This window comes from Pseudomonas mucoides (assembly GCF_015461845.1).
Lineage (GTDB): Bacteria > Pseudomonadota > Gammaproteobacteria > Pseudomonadales > Pseudomonadaceae > Aquipseudomonas > Aquipseudomonas mucoides.
Map to the genome: position 1 here is coordinate 376,827 of NZ_JACOPW010000002.1, position 16,540 is coordinate 393,366.

Here is a 16,540-nt window from a genome sequence, read left to right on the forward strand (position 1 = left end):
TTTTGACAGGGGACGCCTGCCCTCCTCTGTTTGTCCTCGATCAACTGCATTTTTCTGTGACTGCACGCTGCCGTTCAGGCGCCATGTGGGCGATGGAATAGGGATCTAACGCAGCATGAAAAATTTGGGTTGGAGCACTTCATGAACCAACAACGTAGCGATCAGGAAGATCGGCTTTCAGGATTAACCCCCCGGCGAGTTGTGAGTGCCCTGTTACCAGAGTGGCTTGGCGACTACCAACAGGGCTGGTTCAAAGGCGATGCCATCGCGGGTCTGACCGCCGCGGCCGTGGTCATTCCCAAGGCACTGGCCTACGCCACCATCGCCGGCCTGCCGGTACAGATCGGCCTCTATACCGTGTTGGTGCCGATGGCGATCTATGCCGTGCTCGGCAGTTCACGCCCGCTCAGCGTCAGTACCACCACAACCCTTGCGATCCTGGTCGCCTCCGCACTGGGTCAGGTCAGCCCGTCCGGCGATACGGCGACCCTGATCGTTGCCTCCGCCACGCTGGCCTTGATGGTCGGCGCCATATTGGTCCTGGCCGGGATATTGCGCCTCGGCTTCGTTGCCAACTTCATTTCAGAACCGGTGCTGGTGGGCTTCAAGGCCGGCATCGGGATAGTCATCGTGCTCGATCAACTGCCCAAGTTGCTGGGCATCCATATCGAAAAAGGTGGGTTTTTTCACAACGTCCTCGCCACTGTCGAAGGGTTGGGGCATGCCTCATTGCCGACCGTGGCCGTCGGTGTATTCATGGTGCTGATTCTGATCGGCATGAAGCACTTCACCCCCCGATTGCCAGCACCACTGATTGCGGTTGCGCTCGGCATTGTCGGCATGAGTGTGCTGAATCTGGAGCAATTGGGTGTGTCGGCCGTAGGAATCGTTCCAATCGGGTTGCCGGGGTTGACGCTGCCCGACTGGTCGATCGTGTCACAGCTCTGGCCATCGGCCCTGGGCATTGCGCTGATGAGCTTTACCGAAACCATCGCGGCGGGACGAGCTTTTGCCCGCAGTGATGAACCCGCGCTGCAGCCCAACCGTGAGTTGGTGGCGACAGGGTTTGCCAACATCGGCGGTGCATTGCTTGGGGCCATGGCGGCCGGGGGTGGAACCACCCAAACCGCCGTCAACCGCTTGGCCGGTGCGCAATCACAACTGGCGGGGTTGATCACGGCCGGACTGGCACTGGGGACTTGCCTGCTGATTGCGCCGTTCATTGGCCTGATGCCCAATGCCACGCTCGCCGCGGTTGTGATCGTGTATTCGATCGGCCTGATCCAGCCTTCGGAATTTCGCGACATTCTTTCGGTGCGCCGCACAGAATTTATCTGGGCACTGGTGGCACTGGTCGGGGTCATGTTGCTCGGCACGCTGCAGGGGATCGTCGTCGCGATCATTGTTTCGCTGCTGGCACTGGCCTACCAGGTCTCTGACCCGCCCGTTCACATACTTGGGCGCAAACCCGGCACCAATGTGTATCGCCCGCCCTGCGCCGAGACTGACGACGAGCACTTCGAGGGGTTGCTGATGCTGCGCCCTGAAGGTCGCATTTTCTTTGCCAACGCCGAACGACTCGGTTCGAAAATCCGCTCGTTAATCGCTGCGGCTGCGCCACGCGTTGTGATTCTCGATCTGCGCAGTGTTTTCGATCTGGAATACACCGCTTTGAAAATGCTCACGGCGGCAGAACAGCGTCTGCGAGAAAAAGGCATTTCGTTGTGGCTGGTGGGCATGAGTCCCAGTGTTTACGCGATGGTTATTCATGCTCCATTGGGCGTCGCATTGGGTGATACGCGGATGCTCCCCAATCTGGAGCAAGCCGTTGCCGATTATCAGCGCCAACAAAGAGATCAAACGTGATTTCGCGCGCAGCCCTGAAGACCGATGACCTGCGTCATCTGCACGTCGGGAATTTGAACTACCCTTTAGTACGCAAGCGGTACCGGGAATTCGCAACCGACACACACTCTATTCAAGACCACCAGAGGTTGAAGTATCGCGATGAAAAAAACCAATCGTGAAATTGCCGATTCTGCGCAAAAGAAAGCCGACACGCTTAGCCGCAAAGACTACGAAAAACAGCTCAAGACCCTGCACGTCGAACTCGTCAAATTGCAGCAGTGGGTGGTCGCCACGGGGGCCAAGGTCGTGATTGTTTTCGAAGGCCGTGATGGCGCCGGCAAAGGTGGCACGATCAAGGCGTTGACCGAACGTGTCAGCCCACGGGTGTTTCGTGTGGTGGCCCTGCCAGCACCGTCCGAACGAGAAAAAAGCCAGATGTACCTGCAACGCTACATGCCGCACTTTCCAGCGGCCGGCGAGGTCGTGATCTTCGATCGCAGCTGGTACAACCGGGCAGGTGTCGAGCGAGTCATGGGTTTTTGCGACGAGCAACAGGTGATCGGCTTTTTAGCACTGGCGCCGTTGTTCGAACGTCTTATGGTTAATTCCGGCGTGCTGTTGTTCAAGTACTGGCTGGAAGTCAGCCCTGAAGAACAAACCCGGCGGCTCAAGGAGCGCATCACCGACGGGCGCAAGATCTGGAAACTGTCACCGATGGACATCAAGTCCTACAACCGCTGGGACGACTACACGCGCGCCCGTGATGAGATGTTCGAAGCCACCGACACCGACTGGGCGCCCTGGAACGTTGCCCGTTCCGAGGACAAGAAATCCGTACGGCTGAACGTGCTGACTCACTTGTTGGGGAACATCCCCTATAAAAAGGTCAAGCAAGAAAAAGTCAGCCTGCCGAAACGCAAGATCGGCAGCTACAAGGCAGCCAATTACCCGTTCAAATACATCGCTGAACCCTACTGAGGGCTCAGCGTGATGCGTCGGCCTTATTCCTCGGATTTGGCCGCTCGCGCGGTCTCTTCGATGGCGCGGATACTGACGGCGGCGAATATGGCCGTCATCAGAACGCCATTGAAACCCAGCAAAACTGCAAGGACACGTGAGAGGGGCGTTTTGGGTACCAGGTCACCGTAACCGATGGTCAATCCGGTCACGAACCCGAAGTAGATACCGTCAAACGGCCCCCACCCTTCCAGGTAGGCGATGATCAGACCGAACAGCACGATCGTAACCAACAGAATTGAGAAAATCGGCCAGACAACACGAATGTAGAACCACACTGTTCTGTAAAACTCGCGACGGACGTGCTTTGCATGAGATTGCGTCATGACATGGGCTTCCTGAAGTTGAGCTTGGCGACATCTGAATGCGTGGTGCTGCGTCACCTGACAGCTTGGCACAAGTGCAGAGAAAGGAGTTTTCGATGGCCGACTCAAGTAAAAAAATGAGCCTTGTGGGGCTCACTACCCTGGTGATGGTCAACATGATGGGGTCGGGCATCATCATGTTGCCGACCAGCATGGCCCAGCTCGGGGCCATTTCATTGCTGTCATGGATTGTCACGGCGATTGGCTCCATGGCCATCGCCTACTGCTTTTCCCAATGTGGCATTTATTGTCAGCGCTCCGGCGGGTTATCCGCCTACACCGAAGAAGCGCATGGCAAGTCAGGGTTCTTCCTCTGTTCGTATCTGTACTTCCTGTCGCTGGCCATTGCCAACGTCGCGGTCGCTATCTCGGCCGTGGGGTACATGACCTCGTTCCTGCCCTGGCTGGGCACGGGCGCAATCCCGCTGTTCATCGGTACGGTCGGCCTGCTGTGGCTGACCACCGTCGCTAACTTCGGTGGCCCCGGCATCACCGGCAGGATCGGCGCGATTACCGTCTGGGGAGTGATCATCCCGGTGGCAGGCCTGAGCATCATTGGCTGGTTCTGGTTCAAACCGGAGATATTGGTGTCCGCCTGGAACCCGAATAACCTTTCCAACGCCGACGCGATCAGCAGTGCGATTCCATTGACCCTCTGGGCATTTCTGGGTATGGAATCAGCGGCACAGGCCAGCGACGCCGTTGAAAACCCCAAGCGCACCGTACCGCTGGCCTGCCTGTTCGGCACGTTGGGTGCAGCGGTGGTCTACGTGCTGTCGACGACCGTGATCCAGGGCATCATTCCCAACGAGGAACTGGCCAACTCCTCGGCGCCCTTCGCGCTGGTCTACGCGCAAATGTTCAACCCCACGGTCGGAACCATCATCATGGCGTTGGCGGTGATGGCGTGTGTGGGCTCGCTGCTGGGATGGCAGTTCACCTTGGCTCAAACGGCGAAAATGACCGCCGACCAAGGAATGTTTCCGAAACTGTTCAGCAAGCTCAACAGGCACAACGCGCCCCTCCTGGGCATGCTGGTGTGTGGTGTGTTGCAGACGCTGATGGCCCTGTCGACCATTTCACCCAATGCCGCCGCTCAGTTCGGCAAACTGGTCAATCTTGCCGCCGTGACCAACCTGATCCCCTACGTGACGGCACTGACCGGGCTGCTGGTCATGATGTACAAGGCGCGGGTTTCGTCAGCGGTTTACCTGCGTAATACCCCCGTATTGCTGATCGCGCTCGCCTATTCATTGTATGCCCTGCACTCGTGCGGCAAGGACGCGGTGTTCGGGGGCGCCCTTGTGCTGGTGTTCGGCTACCCACTGTATGGCTGGCTCGCCAAGCGCTTTGCCGTTGTGTCTCCCACCGACCCTGCCAGGGTCGACACCCCTTAGGCCTGGTTTCTGGACGGTACTGACATCTGAATTCGGGGAATGGGACATGAATGCACAACGAAGCAAAACCATCGCACTGCTCTTTGCCTGCCTGCCACTGCTGGCCAGCGCCAACACCCTTGAACGGGTGCGCTCAAGCAATACGTTGACCCTCGGCTACCTGCCTGACTTCGCGCCCTTCAGCGTCAAAGTCGGCGACAAGGTCCAGGGTTATGCCATCAGTCTTTGCGACAAAATCGCCAACAAGGTCAAGGCCGAACTGGGTTTGCCCGAACTACAGGTCAGTTACCTGCCTGTCACCGTCGTCGATGGGATCAGTGCCGTCAGCTCAGGCAAGGTCGACCTCCTCTGCACACCAACGCCGCCAACACTGGAACGACGCAAGACAGTGAGCTATTCGGTGCCCATTTACACCGCAGGCCTCTCGGCGGTGGTGCACCAGGATGCCCCGGCGACGCTGCTGGACGTGCTCAATGGCAAAGTGGCCCACACCGGACCCACCTGGCGTGCCACCGTCAACCATGGTCTGTCCAACCAGACTTATGTCACCACGACCGGAGGCGTGAGCGAGGCGTGGATTCGTCAGCAGATGCGCTTGCTGGGCGTGGTCGCCACACTGATCACGGTCAACACTACGGCCGAAGGACTCGAGTTGGTCGCCAAAGGCAAAGCCGATGCGATGTTCAGCGAACGGATGATGCTCAGGAACCTCCTCGACAGCCGCTACCCAACGGGCAACCTGGTCCTGCTGGAGCGTATTTTCGAGTACGCCCCAACGGCCATGGCAGTACCGCGTAACGATGAAGATTTCCGCTTGCTGGTCGACACCACGCTGAGTGAAATGTACCGCTCCGGCGAGATTGAACAGGCGTACGATAAGTACCTGGAAGGCGCCAGCGACACGACCAAAAAGCTGTTCAAGGTCTATGCGCTGCCATAGCGCCGACGAAAACAGACGGTGTCCACTGGAGAACTCCCGTGATCAAGCACTTGATTCCCCTTGTCATGGTCGCCCTGCTCATCGCGATCAGCGGTTCGTCCTGCCATGACCGTCAACAGGACAACGATGAAAACGCCGTGCAGCATCCGCCGTTTACCGATGGCAATGGCAAGTACATCCCGCAGCAGCAACTTCAGCCTTCGACGATGCCTCGGCAGAGAATGTGAAGAGCGCTCAACTGTCCTTCGGTTCTTGCGCGGGTGCCGTATACCATTTGTCCCGGGGCACCCACTTCTCTGCCTGCGGATCACCCAAATAATGCGGCGACATGATCTGCACGCCGTACTCATTGAACACATCCTGAATATTGGCGTGCAGCATGCTCAGTAACTCCGCACGCGGTCGAGGCTGGCTGGGAATGGCCTGGGCCACCAGACGGTACTCGGGATAGAAGTCTGACAACGCGGTTTGAAATACCTGCGGGGGCGGGTTTTCAAGAATGCCCGGGGTGCGTTTGGCGGCTTCCAGCAACATCGCCTCCACCTGCCGCCACGGCGTGTCGTAGCCAATGGTCACGACGGTGTCGACCACGTAACCGGCGCCCTGCACGGTGCGCGAGTAATTCTTGGTCACGGTGTTGGTGATCATGGAATTGGGCAGGGTCAACACTTCGCCCAGGCCCGTGCGGATTCGCGTGGTGAACATACCCAACTCGGTCACCGTGCCTTCGTACTCGCCAATGCGTACAAATTCGCCGGGACGCAATGTTCGGGTGTAAGTCAGGATCAATCCCGCCGCCGCCTGACCCACCACGCTGGACGCGCCCAGCGAAATCATCAAACCGATCAGCACCGACAAGCCTTTAAATGCATCGGTGCCGGCGCCCGGCAGGTACGGGTAAGCCATGGCCAATGCAAACAACCACACCGCCAGGGACACCAGGCGCTGGGTCGGTTGCAGGGTTTCATGGTTCAGCCAACTGAAGGTGCCGGGGGTCGCCATGCGCCGAAGCACCCGACGCATGAAGGCGGTAACGCCTCGGGCAATGAAATAAATCGCCACCGCCACGCCCAGTCCGGGAATGGCGCCCAGGATGCCTTGCAGCAAATAGTCGCCGAGTTCCAACAGGTAGGTGTTAAGGCGCTCGCCCCATGGCCGGGTGTAGGGGAACCGCGACAGGACAAACCCCAGCCATTCATAGGTCAACAACACCACCACGGCCCAGCGCAGCCACTCAAACGCACGACTGACCAACGGATAGAGGTAACTGACGTCGAAAAGCTGTGTGCGCCCGACCTTCAGCGCCTGGCTATGACGATGCACCAGTCCGGGAAGTTTCTTCAGCAGTTTGCGTCGCAGGTACGCCATGGCGTAGAGCAAGACGATGTAAATAACAGTGGCGAACACCGCAGCGCCCACCGACCTTATGATTAACTGCAGGCTGCGCGCTTCCTGGGTTTCAGACACCACCAGACGCAGATTTCGCGCTGCTGCTTCAGCCGCCTGCTGCGCCGAATCGAATTCGCTGGCGTCGAAATCCTTGGCCGAAACGATAAACGCGCGCCGGCTGCCCAGCAGTACCATATAGCTGTCCAGCACCGGGTCGACGGTAACGTTCAGATCATCCGCCTCATCCAGCGCTTCGCCGATCACCGCTTTCGCGCGCTTGACCCGCGACACCGGAGGTTCCCCCAATATCGTTGCGCGAAACACCATGACGCTACGGTTGGCGACCTTTAATTCAGCCGGCGGATCCACCACGCTGGGTGTATTTTCGGCCCACACCAACACCGACCCGCACATCCCGACAACGATCAATATCACCGCGAGCAACCTGCTCCGCATGCGTCAGTTCCTTACGTCACAGGATTAGGACAGGGTCTGTAGGCAGCGTAGTTGAGCGATGAGCGGTTGTCAGATTCCCGCCGTCGGTCCTTGGTAAGCGATTGGGTAGCGGCCAGCGAGCCAAAAAAAACAGGAGCGCGGCAAGCCGGGCTCCTGTTTTTTTGTCTGGACTTACTGCGTCAGCAGCACTTCGGCCCAGCCTTGCTGCCGTATCGAGCTTCCTGGCGCTCCCGGAAGAACACTTCGTAGCTCATCACCGGTTTGTCCGGGTGCTTGTTCTGCATGTGCTCGACGTAGGTGTCATAGTCCGGCATGCCGACCATCAGGCGCGCGGCCTGACCGAGGTATTTACCGAGACGACTCAAGTCATTGAACATCAACACCCTCCTCCATCAAGCCTGTGGAATGGCCTGGAATGGCGCTTCTTTATCCGTGCGTTCCTTGGTGCCCCAGGCGGCGATGCCGACCTTGAGCGCAAAGAACAGAATGCTGAAGACCACGAACAGGAACAGCGCCGTCAGCGTCGCGTTGGTATAGGCGTTGAAGATCACATGCTGCATCTGGTCAATGCTCTTGGCCGGGGCCAACACCTGACCGTTGGCCAGCGCGTCGCTGTACTTCTTCGCCAGGGCGAGGAAACCGATGGCCGGGTTGGCGTCGAACAGCTTGATGAAACCCGCCGTCACGGTGCAGATCAGCAGCCAGACGGCTGGCAGCATGGTCACCCAGATGTAGCGCTGGCGCTTCATTTTGATCAGCACAACCGTTGCCAACATCAGCGCGATACCGGCCAGCATCTGATTGGAGATACCAAACAGCGGCCACAAGGTGTTGATCCCACCCAGAGGATCGATCACGCCTTGATAGAGCAAGTAGCCCCACATCGCCACGCAACCGGCGGTGGCGATCAGGTTGGCGGGCCAGGAATCGGTGCGTTTGAGCGCTGGAACGAAGGAGCCAAGCAAATCCTGGAGCATGAAGCGACCGGCACGGGTACCGGCGTCGACCGCCGTCAGGATGAACAGCGCTTCAAACAGAATCGCGAAGTGGTACCAGAACGCCATGGTGTTTTCACCCGGCAGGACGTGGTGCAGGATCTGCGCGATACCGACCGCCAGGGTCGGCGCACCGCCAGCACGGGCCAGGATAGTGGTTTCACCAATGTCATGGGCCACCGCTTGCAGGGCTTCCGGGGTAATCGCAAAGCCCCAGCTGCTGACGGTTTGAGCGACGGAGACAACATCCGCGCCGACCAACGCCGCGGGGCTGTTCATCGCAAAGTACACACCTGGCTCGATGACCGAGGCGGCAACCATGGCCATGATGGCGACAAACGATTCCATCAACATGCCGCCGTAACCGATGTAACGGGCATGACCTTCACTGGCCAGCAGTTTCGGCGTGGTGCCGGACGCGATCAGCGCATGGAAACCCGAGACCGCGCCACAAGCGATGGTGATGAACAGGAACGGGAACAGACCGCCCTTCCACACCGGGCCGGTGCCGTCGATGAACTGGGTCAGTGCGGGCATTTTCAGCTCGGGCATGGTGATCAGAATGCCGATCGCCAAGGCCACGATGGTGCCGATTTTCAGGAAGGTCGACAGGTAGTCACGGGGAGCCAGGATCAGCCATACCGGCAGTACCGCCGCGACAAAACCGTAACCAATCAGCATCCAGGTGATCTGGATACCGGTGAAGGTAAAGGCCTTGGCCCACACCGGATCAGCCGCGATCTGCCCACCGAGCCAGATCGAACCGAGCAACAACGCCACGCCGACCACAGAGATTTCGCCAATGCGACCCGGGCGGATGTAGCGCATGTAAATGCCCATGAACATCGCAATCGGGATGGTCGCCATCACCGTGAAAATGCCCCAAGGGCTCTCGGCCAAGGCTTTCACCACGATCAGCGCCAGCACCGCGAGGATGATGATCATGATCAGGAAGCAGCCAAACAGCGCGATGGTGCCGGGGATGCGACCCATTTCTTCACGAACCATGTCGCCGAGCGAACGACCGTTGCGGCGAGTGGACATGAACAGGACCATGAAGTCCTGAACCGCACCGGCCAGCACCACGCCGGCGATAAGCCACAGCGTGCCGGGCAGGTAGCCCATTTGCGCCGCCAGTACCGGGCCGACCAGGGGACCCGCGCCGGCAATGGCCGCGAAGTGGTGACCGAACAACACGTGTTTATTGGTCGGCACGTAGTCCAGGCCATCGTTATTGATGACCGCGGGCGTGGCACGATTGGGGTCCAGTTGCATCACCTTGGTGGCGATGAACAGGCTGTAGTAGCGATAGGCAACGAGGTAGATAGCGATAGCTGCGACTACGATCCAGAGGGCGTTGATCGCTTCGCCGCGGCGCAGGGCCACGACACTTAGCGCAAACGCTCCCAGAACAGCCACGGCAAACCAGGCGAGGTGTTTAGCCAGACGGGGCATAGCGTGTCTCCTGCCGACAGCCAGTGACTGCGGCGGTAATTTTTATAATTGTGTCCGCGGTGCGGAGCTGGCCCAATATCCCCGCATGCCGTCTACAAATAAATCCGCGTTACTACGTACGCCACGTCTACGTAGTTCTACGTAGATCACGCAGATCCCTTGTAGGAGTGAGCCTGCTCGCGATAGCTATCTACCGGCCAATATCAATATCGCCTGATACACCGCCATCGCGAGCAGGCTCACTCCTACAGGGGGTTTGCATTTCAACCGACTGACACGTCGGCCGCTGGTCATTCCGTCCAGCAGCGCTACAGGAAACGCATCTCTTTGGCCTATGATGCCGGCCTTCGCCCTTCTTCGGTCCGGTCAGGAGCCAAGATGCAGCTCAAACACAAAATCGTCGCGCTCGGGATTCTGCCGCTGGTATTGGCCATTGCGGTGATTTGTGCGCTGGTGATTTCCCTGAACCGCCAACTCGGCGATCAACAGGCCCAGCTGATTGAAGACAGCATCCTGGCCAGCAAGCGTGCCGAGCTTAAAAACTACGTGGAAATGGCGCAAAGCCTGATCGCGCCGCTGTACGACGACGGCCACGGTGACGCGCATGCCCAGCAGCAAGTCCTGGAAGAACTGCGCAAGCTCAGCTTCGGCATCAACGGCTACTTCTTCGTCTACGACCGTGAAGGTCGCAGCCTGATGCACGCGCGCCAGACCGAACTGGTGGGCAAGTACCTGTGGGACATGAAAGACCCGCACGGCTTGCCGGTGATTCAGGCGCTGCTCAAAAGTGCGCAATCGGGCGAAGGCTTTCAGCGTTACGCCTGGAACAAACCCTCCTCCGGTCAGGTCACCGATAAACTCGCCTACGTCGTGATGTTGGACCGTTGGGGCTGGATGCTCGGCACCGGCATTTACCTGGAGGACGTCGAACGCGCCACGCAGCAGGCCCGTGACGAAGTGGCTCAGGGCATCCGCAAGACCATGCTGGCGATTGCCGTGGTGGCGTTGGTGGCGGTGCTGTTTGTATTCGCCAGTGGCATGACGCTGAACGTCAGCGAGCATCGCTTGGCGGATAAAAAATTGCAGCGCCTGACCCAACGCATCGTCAGCCTCCAGGAAGAAGAGCGATCACGGGTCTCCCGCGAGTTGCATGACGGCATCAGCCAGTTGCTGGTGTCGATCAAGTTTCGCTTCGAACTGGCCAGCCATCTGCTGGAAAACGAACAGGGCCATGACAAAGGCTTGAGCACGCTGAAGGATGCCACCGAGCGCCTGGGCGAAGCCATTGGTGAAGTCCGCAGCCTCTCCCATGACCTGCGCTCTTCCCTGCTCGACACCTTGGGCTTGCCGGCCGCCATCGGCCAACTCGCCGCCGAGTTCGAGCAACGCAGCGGTCTCAAAGTAACGTATGACGACAACGAATTCGACTGTCACCTGGTCGACGGCGCGGCCGTCGCGCTGTTCCGGATCGTGCAAGAAGGCCTGACCAATATCGAACGCCACGCCCAGGCAAAGAACGTTTCCATTACCCTGCACGGCGCTGAAGAATCGGTACGCCTGAGCGTGGTGGATGACGGAATCGGATTCAATGTCGCTCAGGTCGAGCGTCGCCACGCGGGCATCGGCTTGCGTAACATCCGTGAACGGGTCGAGCACTTTGGCGGACGTTTCGAACTGATATCGATCCCCGGCAGGAGTGAACTGGACGTGCAGCTGCCGATGAAAGTACCCGCTACGAAACGCTGACTCACCCCTTACAACAAGAGTGAACACCCGCGATGAACCTGCCTTACCCGATCCGCGTCGCCTTGGTCGACGATCATTCCCTGGTCCGTGACGGGATCAAAGCGTTGCTGGCGGTCATGGCGCCCCTGGAAGTGGTGGGAGAAGCCGAAAGCGGTGCTCAAGCAATCGAAATGGTCGGGCGCTGTCAGCCGGACCTGTTGCTGGTCGACATCAGTTTGCGCGACATGAACGGCCTCGAACTGACGCGCCTATTGCGCAGTCAGTACCCGACGCTGAAAGTGCTGGTGCTGAGCATGTACGACAATAACGAATACGTGAGCGAGTCCGTACGTGCCGGTGCCAGCGGCTATGTGCTGAAGAATTCGCCCTCGCGGGAAATCATTGCGGCCATCGAAGCCATTGCCAGCGGCGGCACGTTCTACAGCGCCGAAATCGCCCAGCGCCTGATCGCCGATAAAAGCGCCGACAACGAGCTGACCCCACGCGAAAGCCAAGTGTTGTACAAAATGGCTCAAGGCCTGAACAACAAGGAAATGGCCCGCGAACTCGACATCAGTGTGCGCACGGTCGAAACCCATCGCTTGAGCATTCGCCGAAAACTCAACATCGACAAACCGGCGGCGCTGGTCAAATACGCAATCGATCACGGGATTATTTCGCGCTAGAAAAAAACTGCCGCCGGCCACTCGACTGTTCATACAGGCGTCTATGCTCCAGTGATCTTTCTTGGCTGGACACGGAACTATGCCTCCAGGTCGGTCCCCGCTGGTGCAACCGGGCTACCTCATCCTGTTGGGTGCGCTGACCCTGAGTGGCTGCATTCGGCTCGGCCCGGACTTCCAGCCGCCGGGTGAGGAATGGATCAAACATTGGGACACTCCGGCCCTTGAGCAATCCAGCCAACGGGGGGCGAATCCGGATCTGCGCGAGTGGTGGCTTGTCTTCAACGACCCGGTGCTCGATCAACTGATTGCGCAAGCGGATGCTTACAATTCCAGCCTTAAAATCGCCGGTCTGCGAGTGATGGAGTCCCGCGCCCAATTGGGCATTGCGCAAAGCACGCTGTACCCGCAACTGCAGCAAGTAAGCGCTGACAGTTTGTATGTCAAACGTCACCAATACGGTGGCAACAATCCGCAGGATAATAATTTCTGGCAACACAGTGCCGGGTTTGACATCGGCTGGGAGCTCGACTTCTGGGGACGCTTCGCCCGCGCCATCGAATCCGCCGATGCAGCTTATTTTTCCGCCCAGGCCAACTACGAAGACGTGCTGGTCCTGCTGCGCGCCCAAGTGGCCGATACCTATTATTTGTTGCGCACCACCGAAGCCCGGCTGCGCGTCGCCCGTGAAAACGCCAAGCAGCAAAAGCGCAATTTCGAGATCACCGAAAAACTGTTCAAGAGCGGCCAGGATGCTGAGCTCGATCTGCAACAGGCCAAAACCCAGTACCTCGGCACGTTGGCCAGTATTCCCAACCTACAGGACCAGTTGCAACGCACCCGAAATGCCCTGGCCGTGCTGATTGGGCAACCGCCAGGCGGGCTGCCGCAGGTGGTCGATAATGACAGCCTGGTGCCGCTGGTCGATCGCGCGGTACTGCAAGATGTGCCCGCCAGCCTGCTGTTGCGTCGGCCTGACGTCCGCGCCGCCGAACTTAACGTTGCCGCCCAAGGGGCGCTGATCGGCGTGGCCGAAAGTGATTTCTATCCGTCGCTGACGTTGCTCGGCAGCATTGTCTGGTCGACGGACACGCTCCACGGCACGTCCAGCAGCCTGGACCTGGTCGGTGGCCCCAGTCTGCGCTGGAATGTGTTCGATTACGGGCAGATCATCAACAACGTGCGCGTACAGGACGCGCGGTTGCAGCAGTTGATCGAAGCCTACCGCGACAAGGTTCGCCAGGCCGCGCGCGAGGCTGACGATGCGGCCAACGGCCTGATCCAGTCACTGGAAAGCGAGCGCATCCTGCGTGAAGCCGGCGGCGCCGCCAAGCGCTCGTTGACGCTGGCCAGCGTGCAATTTCGCGAAGGCTACTCCGACTTCCAGCGGGTGCTCGACGCGCAACGGGCGCTGCTCGAACAGCAGGACAATTACCTGATCGTGCGCGGCAATGCGGTGAGCAATGTCATCGCTCTGTACAAGGCCCTGGGCGGCGGGTGGTACTCCGCCCTGCCACGCGTCGACCCGGCCACGCGCCATTTGATGGAACAACGCACCGACTGGGGCGACATGCTGGACGAGCCCGCCGCCGATCAGCCCGCTTTCCCGCTACCCGCCAAGGAAAACAGCCATGAGTGACGCCGCGCAGCCCTCCCCCAACGCCGCCGAGCCCGTGGCGGCCGATCCGGCGAAAAAAGGCATCAAATGGGTATTGCTGCTGATCATCCTGAGCCTGGTCTGGTACCTGTTGGCCGACCGTTTCACGCCCTATACGCAACAGGCCCGGGTCGGTGCATTCGTCATTCCGGTGGCGTCTGAAGTCGCGGGCCGGGTGATCCGGGTAAACGTTCACAACAATCAGATCGTCAAGGCCGGCGATGTGGTTTTCGAGGTGGATCCGGCACCCTACAAGATTGCCGTCGACCGCGCCCGCGCCGACCTTGAGACAACCCGTCGGCAGTTGGGCGCCAGCACCGCGGGGATTGCCTCGGCGCAAGCCGCCTTGCGCGCCGCCCAGGCCAACGAAACCAAGGCCCGCCAGGAGAATCAGCGCCTGGAAGGGTTGTACCGTGAAGACCCGGGGACCATTTCCGTGCGCGTTCTCGACGCATCACGCACCAGCCGCGAAGCTGCGATCAGCCAAACGGCCGCCGCCCGCGCCGAGGTAGAGCGTGCTAAAGAAACGGAAGGTGGCGGTGAAGACGTCAACGCAAAACTGCGCAGCGCCGCCACGGCGCTGGAAAAAGCCGAACTGGACCTGTCCAACACGCAAACACGGGCACGCTCGGCGGGGTTGATCACGGACCTGCGCACCGACGTCGGGCAATTCGCCGCCGCCGGCAGCCCGGTGATGACGCTGATCACCATTCAGGACATCTGGATCACGGCCGACATGACCGAGAACAACCTCGGCCTGGTGCGCCCCGACACGCCAGTGTCCATCGTCCTCGATGCGGTGCCGGGTGAAGTTTTCGAGGGCCATGTCCGCAGCGTCGGTTATGGCATCAGCGTCGGGCAGCCAACACCGCCCGGCACCTTGCCCGGCATCCAGAACAGCCGGGACTGGCTGCGACCGGCGCAACGCTTCCCGGTGATCATCGAGTTTTCCGAACAGTCCATGAACGCACTGCTTGGCAGCGGGAACATTCGTGCCGGCGGGCAGGCTGAAGTCATGGCCTTCCCTTCACCGGGCAATTGGCTCAACCCGCTCGGCCGGGTCTATTTAGGGCTGATGAGCTGGCTGTCCTATGCCTACTAAACGCACACCCCGGGAGCAACGTGCGCTGCGGTTGGCCAGCGGCGCGGCACTGTGCCTGGCCATCAGTTTCGGCCTGGCGCTGCCGATTCCGTTTCTCGCCCCCGTGTTGTGCCTGCTGCTCCTGGCCTCGGTCAACCGCCCGCTGCCGTTCAAGGCGGCAATCGTGCTCGCCCTGGTCGCGATGCTCACCACCGGCATCGGCCTGCTCTTGATCCCGATCCTGCGTTACTACCCGTTGACCGGCGTGCTGTTGGTCACGGTCAGCCTATTTCTGGTCTTTCGCTGGGGGCTCAGTGGCGGCAACAACCTGATCGTGACCTTGCTGGTGATGGGCCTGACGATGATCTCTTCGGCGGGTGTCGCCGAGTTCGACCTGGCGGCGATGGTCATCGGCGCGCTGGTCAAAGGTTTGTTACTGGCGGTGATGGTGATTGCGCTCAGTCACTGGATATTCCCCGAACCGGCCAATGCCCCCTCGCCACCCGCCGCCCCACCACCGCAGGGCGTAGAAGCCAGTCGGATTGCGTTGCGTGCAACCTTGATCGTCTTGCCGACATTCCTGCTGGCGATGATCGACCCGGCGGCCTACCTGCCGATCATCCTGAAAGCGGTCGGCCTGGGTCAGCAATGCTCAACCACCAGCGCGCGCAATGCCGGGCGTGAGCTGCTCGGCGCGACCTTGCTCGGCGGTTTGCTGGCCATCCTGTTCTGGTGTGCACTGAGCCTGTTTGTGCACCTGTGGATGTTCTTCCTGTGGATGCTGCTGTTCGGCCTGATCCTGGCGCGCAAGCTGTATGCCCTCAGCCCCAGCCGCTATGGCCCGGGGTTGTGGCTCAACACCTTTATCACCCTGATCATCCTGCTGGGCCAGTCCGTGCAGGACAGCGCCTTGGGCAAAGACGTCTACACCGCCTTCGCCGTGCGCATGGGCCTGTTCATCGCCGTCACGCTGTATGCCTACGTGATGGTTCGCTTGCTTGACCGGCCGGCACAGGCACAATCACCGGCTCAGGGATTGACCTGATACCCCTTGCCTTGCAGGCAACTGGTATAGGCCGTCTGGCTGTTGGCAGCGCTGGTTTTTTCATCCGCCCGGCGTTCCTGCCTCTGGCGCGAACCACCCACCACGACACCGGCCGCCGCCGCCCCTTTGGCTTGATTCTGCCGGTATTCCTGCTTCACGTTGTCATTCGCGTTGTCGTAAAACTCGTCGTGCTGACGCCCGCGCGCATCGGCTGCAACGGCACCGGCGGCGGCACCCACCGCGGCCCCCTTCACTCTTCCTCCGGAAGGAGACGTGTCGGTCGAAGCCGTCTGACTGGCCGCAATGCTCTGGCATTCATTGATATCCAGTTGGGTCTGTTGCGAACTCTGGCCTTTGGTCGGCACAACGGTTTGCGCCCAGCCCTGGGCAGATGAAACCGACAACGCGAGGCACAGACTGATGGAAGACAACCTAGGCATGATGACCTCCTGCGCAGTTCCGAGCAGTCCGTTGACCGCCCTCCCAC

The 16,540-nt window shown here is 59.9% G+C and carries 15 protein-coding genes; 10 read left to right on the forward strand and 5 right to left on the reverse strand.

Translation table 11 applies throughout. The features are described from left to right. Positions 1–141: 141 nt before the first annotated feature. Together H8F22_RS10280 and ppk2 are read left to right on the forward strand one after the other, a co-directional pair. Positions 142–1,866, forward strand: a complete 1,725-nt coding sequence (locus H8F22_RS10280; RefSeq protein WP_027923106.1) for a SulP family inorganic anion transporter — start codon at positions 142–144, stop codon at positions 1,864–1,866. A 141-nt stretch (positions 1,867–2,007) separates the two neighbouring features. Continuing rightward, the gene (gene ppk2, locus H8F22_RS10285) at positions 2,008–2,826 is read left to right on the forward strand and encodes a polyphosphate kinase 2 (RefSeq protein WP_027923105.1); all 819 of its coding nucleotides are present in this window, start codon (positions 2,008–2,010) and stop codon (positions 2,824–2,826) included. A gap of 23 nt (positions 2,827–2,849) precedes the next feature. On the opposite strand, the gene H8F22_RS10290 is transcribed toward ppk2, so the two are convergent. Next, entirely contained in the window at positions 2,850–3,191 is a 342-nt protein-coding gene (locus tag H8F22_RS10290; protein WP_027923104.1) for a potassium channel family protein, read from the reverse strand. Between the two features lie 95 nt (positions 3,192–3,286). Between H8F22_RS10290 and potE the strand changes: the two genes are divergently transcribed. The 3 genes from potE to H8F22_RS10305 are packed head-to-tail and all read left to right on the forward strand — an operon-like array spanning position 3,287 to position 5,794. Beyond that, a complete protein-coding gene (gene potE, locus H8F22_RS10295; RefSeq protein ID WP_027923103.1) occupies positions 3,287–4,627 on the forward strand; it encodes a putrescine-ornithine antiporter in 1,341 nt (446 codons plus the stop codon). Positions 4,628–4,673: 46 nt separating this feature from the next. Then, positions 4,674–5,567 carry an amino acid ABC transporter substrate-binding protein gene (locus H8F22_RS10300; RefSeq protein ID WP_027923102.1) on the forward strand — a complete coding sequence of 298 codons (894 nt, stop codon included), beginning with the start codon at positions 4,674–4,676 and terminating at the stop codon, positions 5,565–5,567. 38 nt (positions 5,568–5,605) lie between these two features. Next, positions 5,606–5,794, forward strand: coding sequence for a hypothetical protein (locus tag H8F22_RS10305; protein WP_059182930.1), 189 nt, complete (start codon positions 5,606–5,608; stop codon positions 5,792–5,794). Positions 5,795–5,801: 7 nt separating this feature from the next. Here the strand turns inward: H8F22_RS10305 and H8F22_RS10310 are convergent, their stop codons facing one another. From H8F22_RS10310 to H8F22_RS10320, 3 genes are all read right to left on the reverse strand, one after another. Then, a complete protein-coding gene (locus H8F22_RS10310) occupies positions 5,802–7,412 on the reverse strand; it encodes a mechanosensitive ion channel family protein (RefSeq protein ID WP_027923100.1) in 1,611 nt (536 codons plus the stop codon). A gap of 179 nt (positions 7,413–7,591) precedes the next feature. Then, positions 7,592–7,789, reverse strand: coding sequence for a YbdD/YjiX family protein (locus tag H8F22_RS10315; RefSeq protein WP_007949127.1), 198 nt, complete (start codon positions 7,787–7,789; stop codon positions 7,592–7,594). A 15-nt stretch (positions 7,790–7,804) separates the two neighbouring features. Next, positions 7,805–9,862, reverse strand: a complete 2,058-nt coding sequence (locus H8F22_RS10320) for a carbon starvation CstA family protein (protein ID WP_194940074.1) — start codon at positions 9,860–9,862, stop codon at positions 7,805–7,807. Positions 9,863–10,240: 378 nt separating this feature from the next. Between H8F22_RS10320 and H8F22_RS10325 the strand changes: the two genes are divergently transcribed. From H8F22_RS10325 to H8F22_RS10345, 5 genes are all read left to right on the forward strand, one after another. Continuing rightward, a complete protein-coding gene (locus H8F22_RS10325) occupies positions 10,241–11,608 on the forward strand; it encodes a cache domain-containing protein (protein WP_027923098.1) in 1,368 nt (455 codons plus the stop codon). Positions 11,609–11,640: 32 nt separating this feature from the next. Continuing rightward, positions 11,641–12,273 (forward strand): response regulator, encoded by a 633-nt coding sequence (locus H8F22_RS10330; RefSeq protein ID WP_027923097.1) that lies wholly within the window; start codon positions 11,641–11,643, stop codon positions 12,271–12,273. A 79-nt stretch (positions 12,274–12,352) separates the two neighbouring features. Then, a complete protein-coding gene (locus H8F22_RS10335) occupies positions 12,353–13,909 on the forward strand; it encodes an efflux transporter outer membrane subunit (RefSeq protein ID WP_027923096.1) in 1,557 nt (518 codons plus the stop codon). Continuing rightward, complete coding sequence (locus H8F22_RS10340; RefSeq protein WP_027923095.1) at positions 13,902–15,029, forward strand: HlyD family secretion protein; 1,128 nt, start codon at positions 13,902–13,904, stop codon at positions 15,027–15,029. The genes H8F22_RS10335 and H8F22_RS10340 overlap by 8 nt, the downstream gene beginning before the upstream one ends. Further along, positions 15,019–16,053 carry a DUF2955 domain-containing protein gene (locus tag H8F22_RS10345; protein ID WP_027923094.1) on the forward strand — a complete coding sequence of 345 codons (1,035 nt, stop codon included), beginning with the start codon at positions 15,019–15,021 and terminating at the stop codon, positions 16,051–16,053. The genes H8F22_RS10340 and H8F22_RS10345 overlap by 11 nt, the downstream gene beginning before the upstream one ends. On the opposite strand, the gene H8F22_RS10350 is transcribed toward H8F22_RS10345, so the two are convergent. Then, complete coding sequence (locus H8F22_RS10350; protein WP_027923093.1) at positions 16,038–16,493, reverse strand: YMGG-like glycine zipper-containing protein; 456 nt, start codon at positions 16,491–16,493, stop codon at positions 16,038–16,040. The genes H8F22_RS10345 and H8F22_RS10350 overlap by 16 nt on opposite strands. Between the last annotated feature and the right edge of the window lie 47 nt (positions 16,494–16,540).

Coding starts and splice junctions, on each gene's coding strand:
- H8F22_RS10310 (WP_027923100.1), bottom strand. CDS start 7,412: ATGCGGAGCAGGTTGCTCGCGGTGATATTGATCGTTGTCGGGATGTGC.
- H8F22_RS10340 (WP_027923095.1), top strand. CDS start 13,902: ATGAGTGACGCCGCGCAGCCCTCCCCCAACGCCGCCGAGCCCGTGGCG.
- potE (WP_027923103.1), top strand. CDS start 3,287: ATGGCCGACTCAAGTAAAAAAATGAGCCTTGTGGGGCTCACTACCCTG.
- H8F22_RS10280 (WP_027923106.1), top strand. CDS start 142: ATGAACCAACAACGTAGCGATCAGGAAGATCGGCTTTCAGGATTAACC.
- H8F22_RS10290 (WP_027923104.1), bottom strand. CDS start 3,191: ATGACGCAATCTCATGCAAAGCACGTCCGTCGCGAGTTTTACAGAACA.
- H8F22_RS10315 (WP_007949127.1), bottom strand. CDS start 7,789: ATGTTCAATGACTTGAGTCGTCTCGGTAAATACCTCGGTCAGGCCGCG.
- H8F22_RS10330 (WP_027923097.1), top strand. CDS start 11,641: ATGAACCTGCCTTACCCGATCCGCGTCGCCTTGGTCGACGATCATTCC.
- H8F22_RS10345 (WP_027923094.1), top strand. CDS start 15,019: ATGCCTACTAAACGCACACCCCGGGAGCAACGTGCGCTGCGGTTGGCC.
- H8F22_RS10320 (WP_194940074.1), bottom strand. CDS start 9,862: ATGCCCCGTCTGGCTAAACACCTCGCCTGGTTTGCCGTGGCTGTTCTG.
- ppk2 (WP_027923105.1), top strand. CDS start 2,008: ATGAAAAAAACCAATCGTGAAATTGCCGATTCTGCGCAAAAGAAAGCC.
- H8F22_RS10300 (WP_027923102.1), top strand. CDS start 4,674: ATGAATGCACAACGAAGCAAAACCATCGCACTGCTCTTTGCCTGCCTG.
- H8F22_RS10350 (WP_027923093.1), bottom strand. CDS start 16,493: ATGCCTAGGTTGTCTTCCATCAGTCTGTGCCTCGCGTTGTCGGTTTCA.
- H8F22_RS10335 (WP_027923096.1), top strand. CDS start 12,353: ATGCCTCCAGGTCGGTCCCCGCTGGTGCAACCGGGCTACCTCATCCTG.
- H8F22_RS10325 (WP_027923098.1), top strand. CDS start 10,241: ATGCAGCTCAAACACAAAATCGTCGCGCTCGGGATTCTGCCGCTGGTA.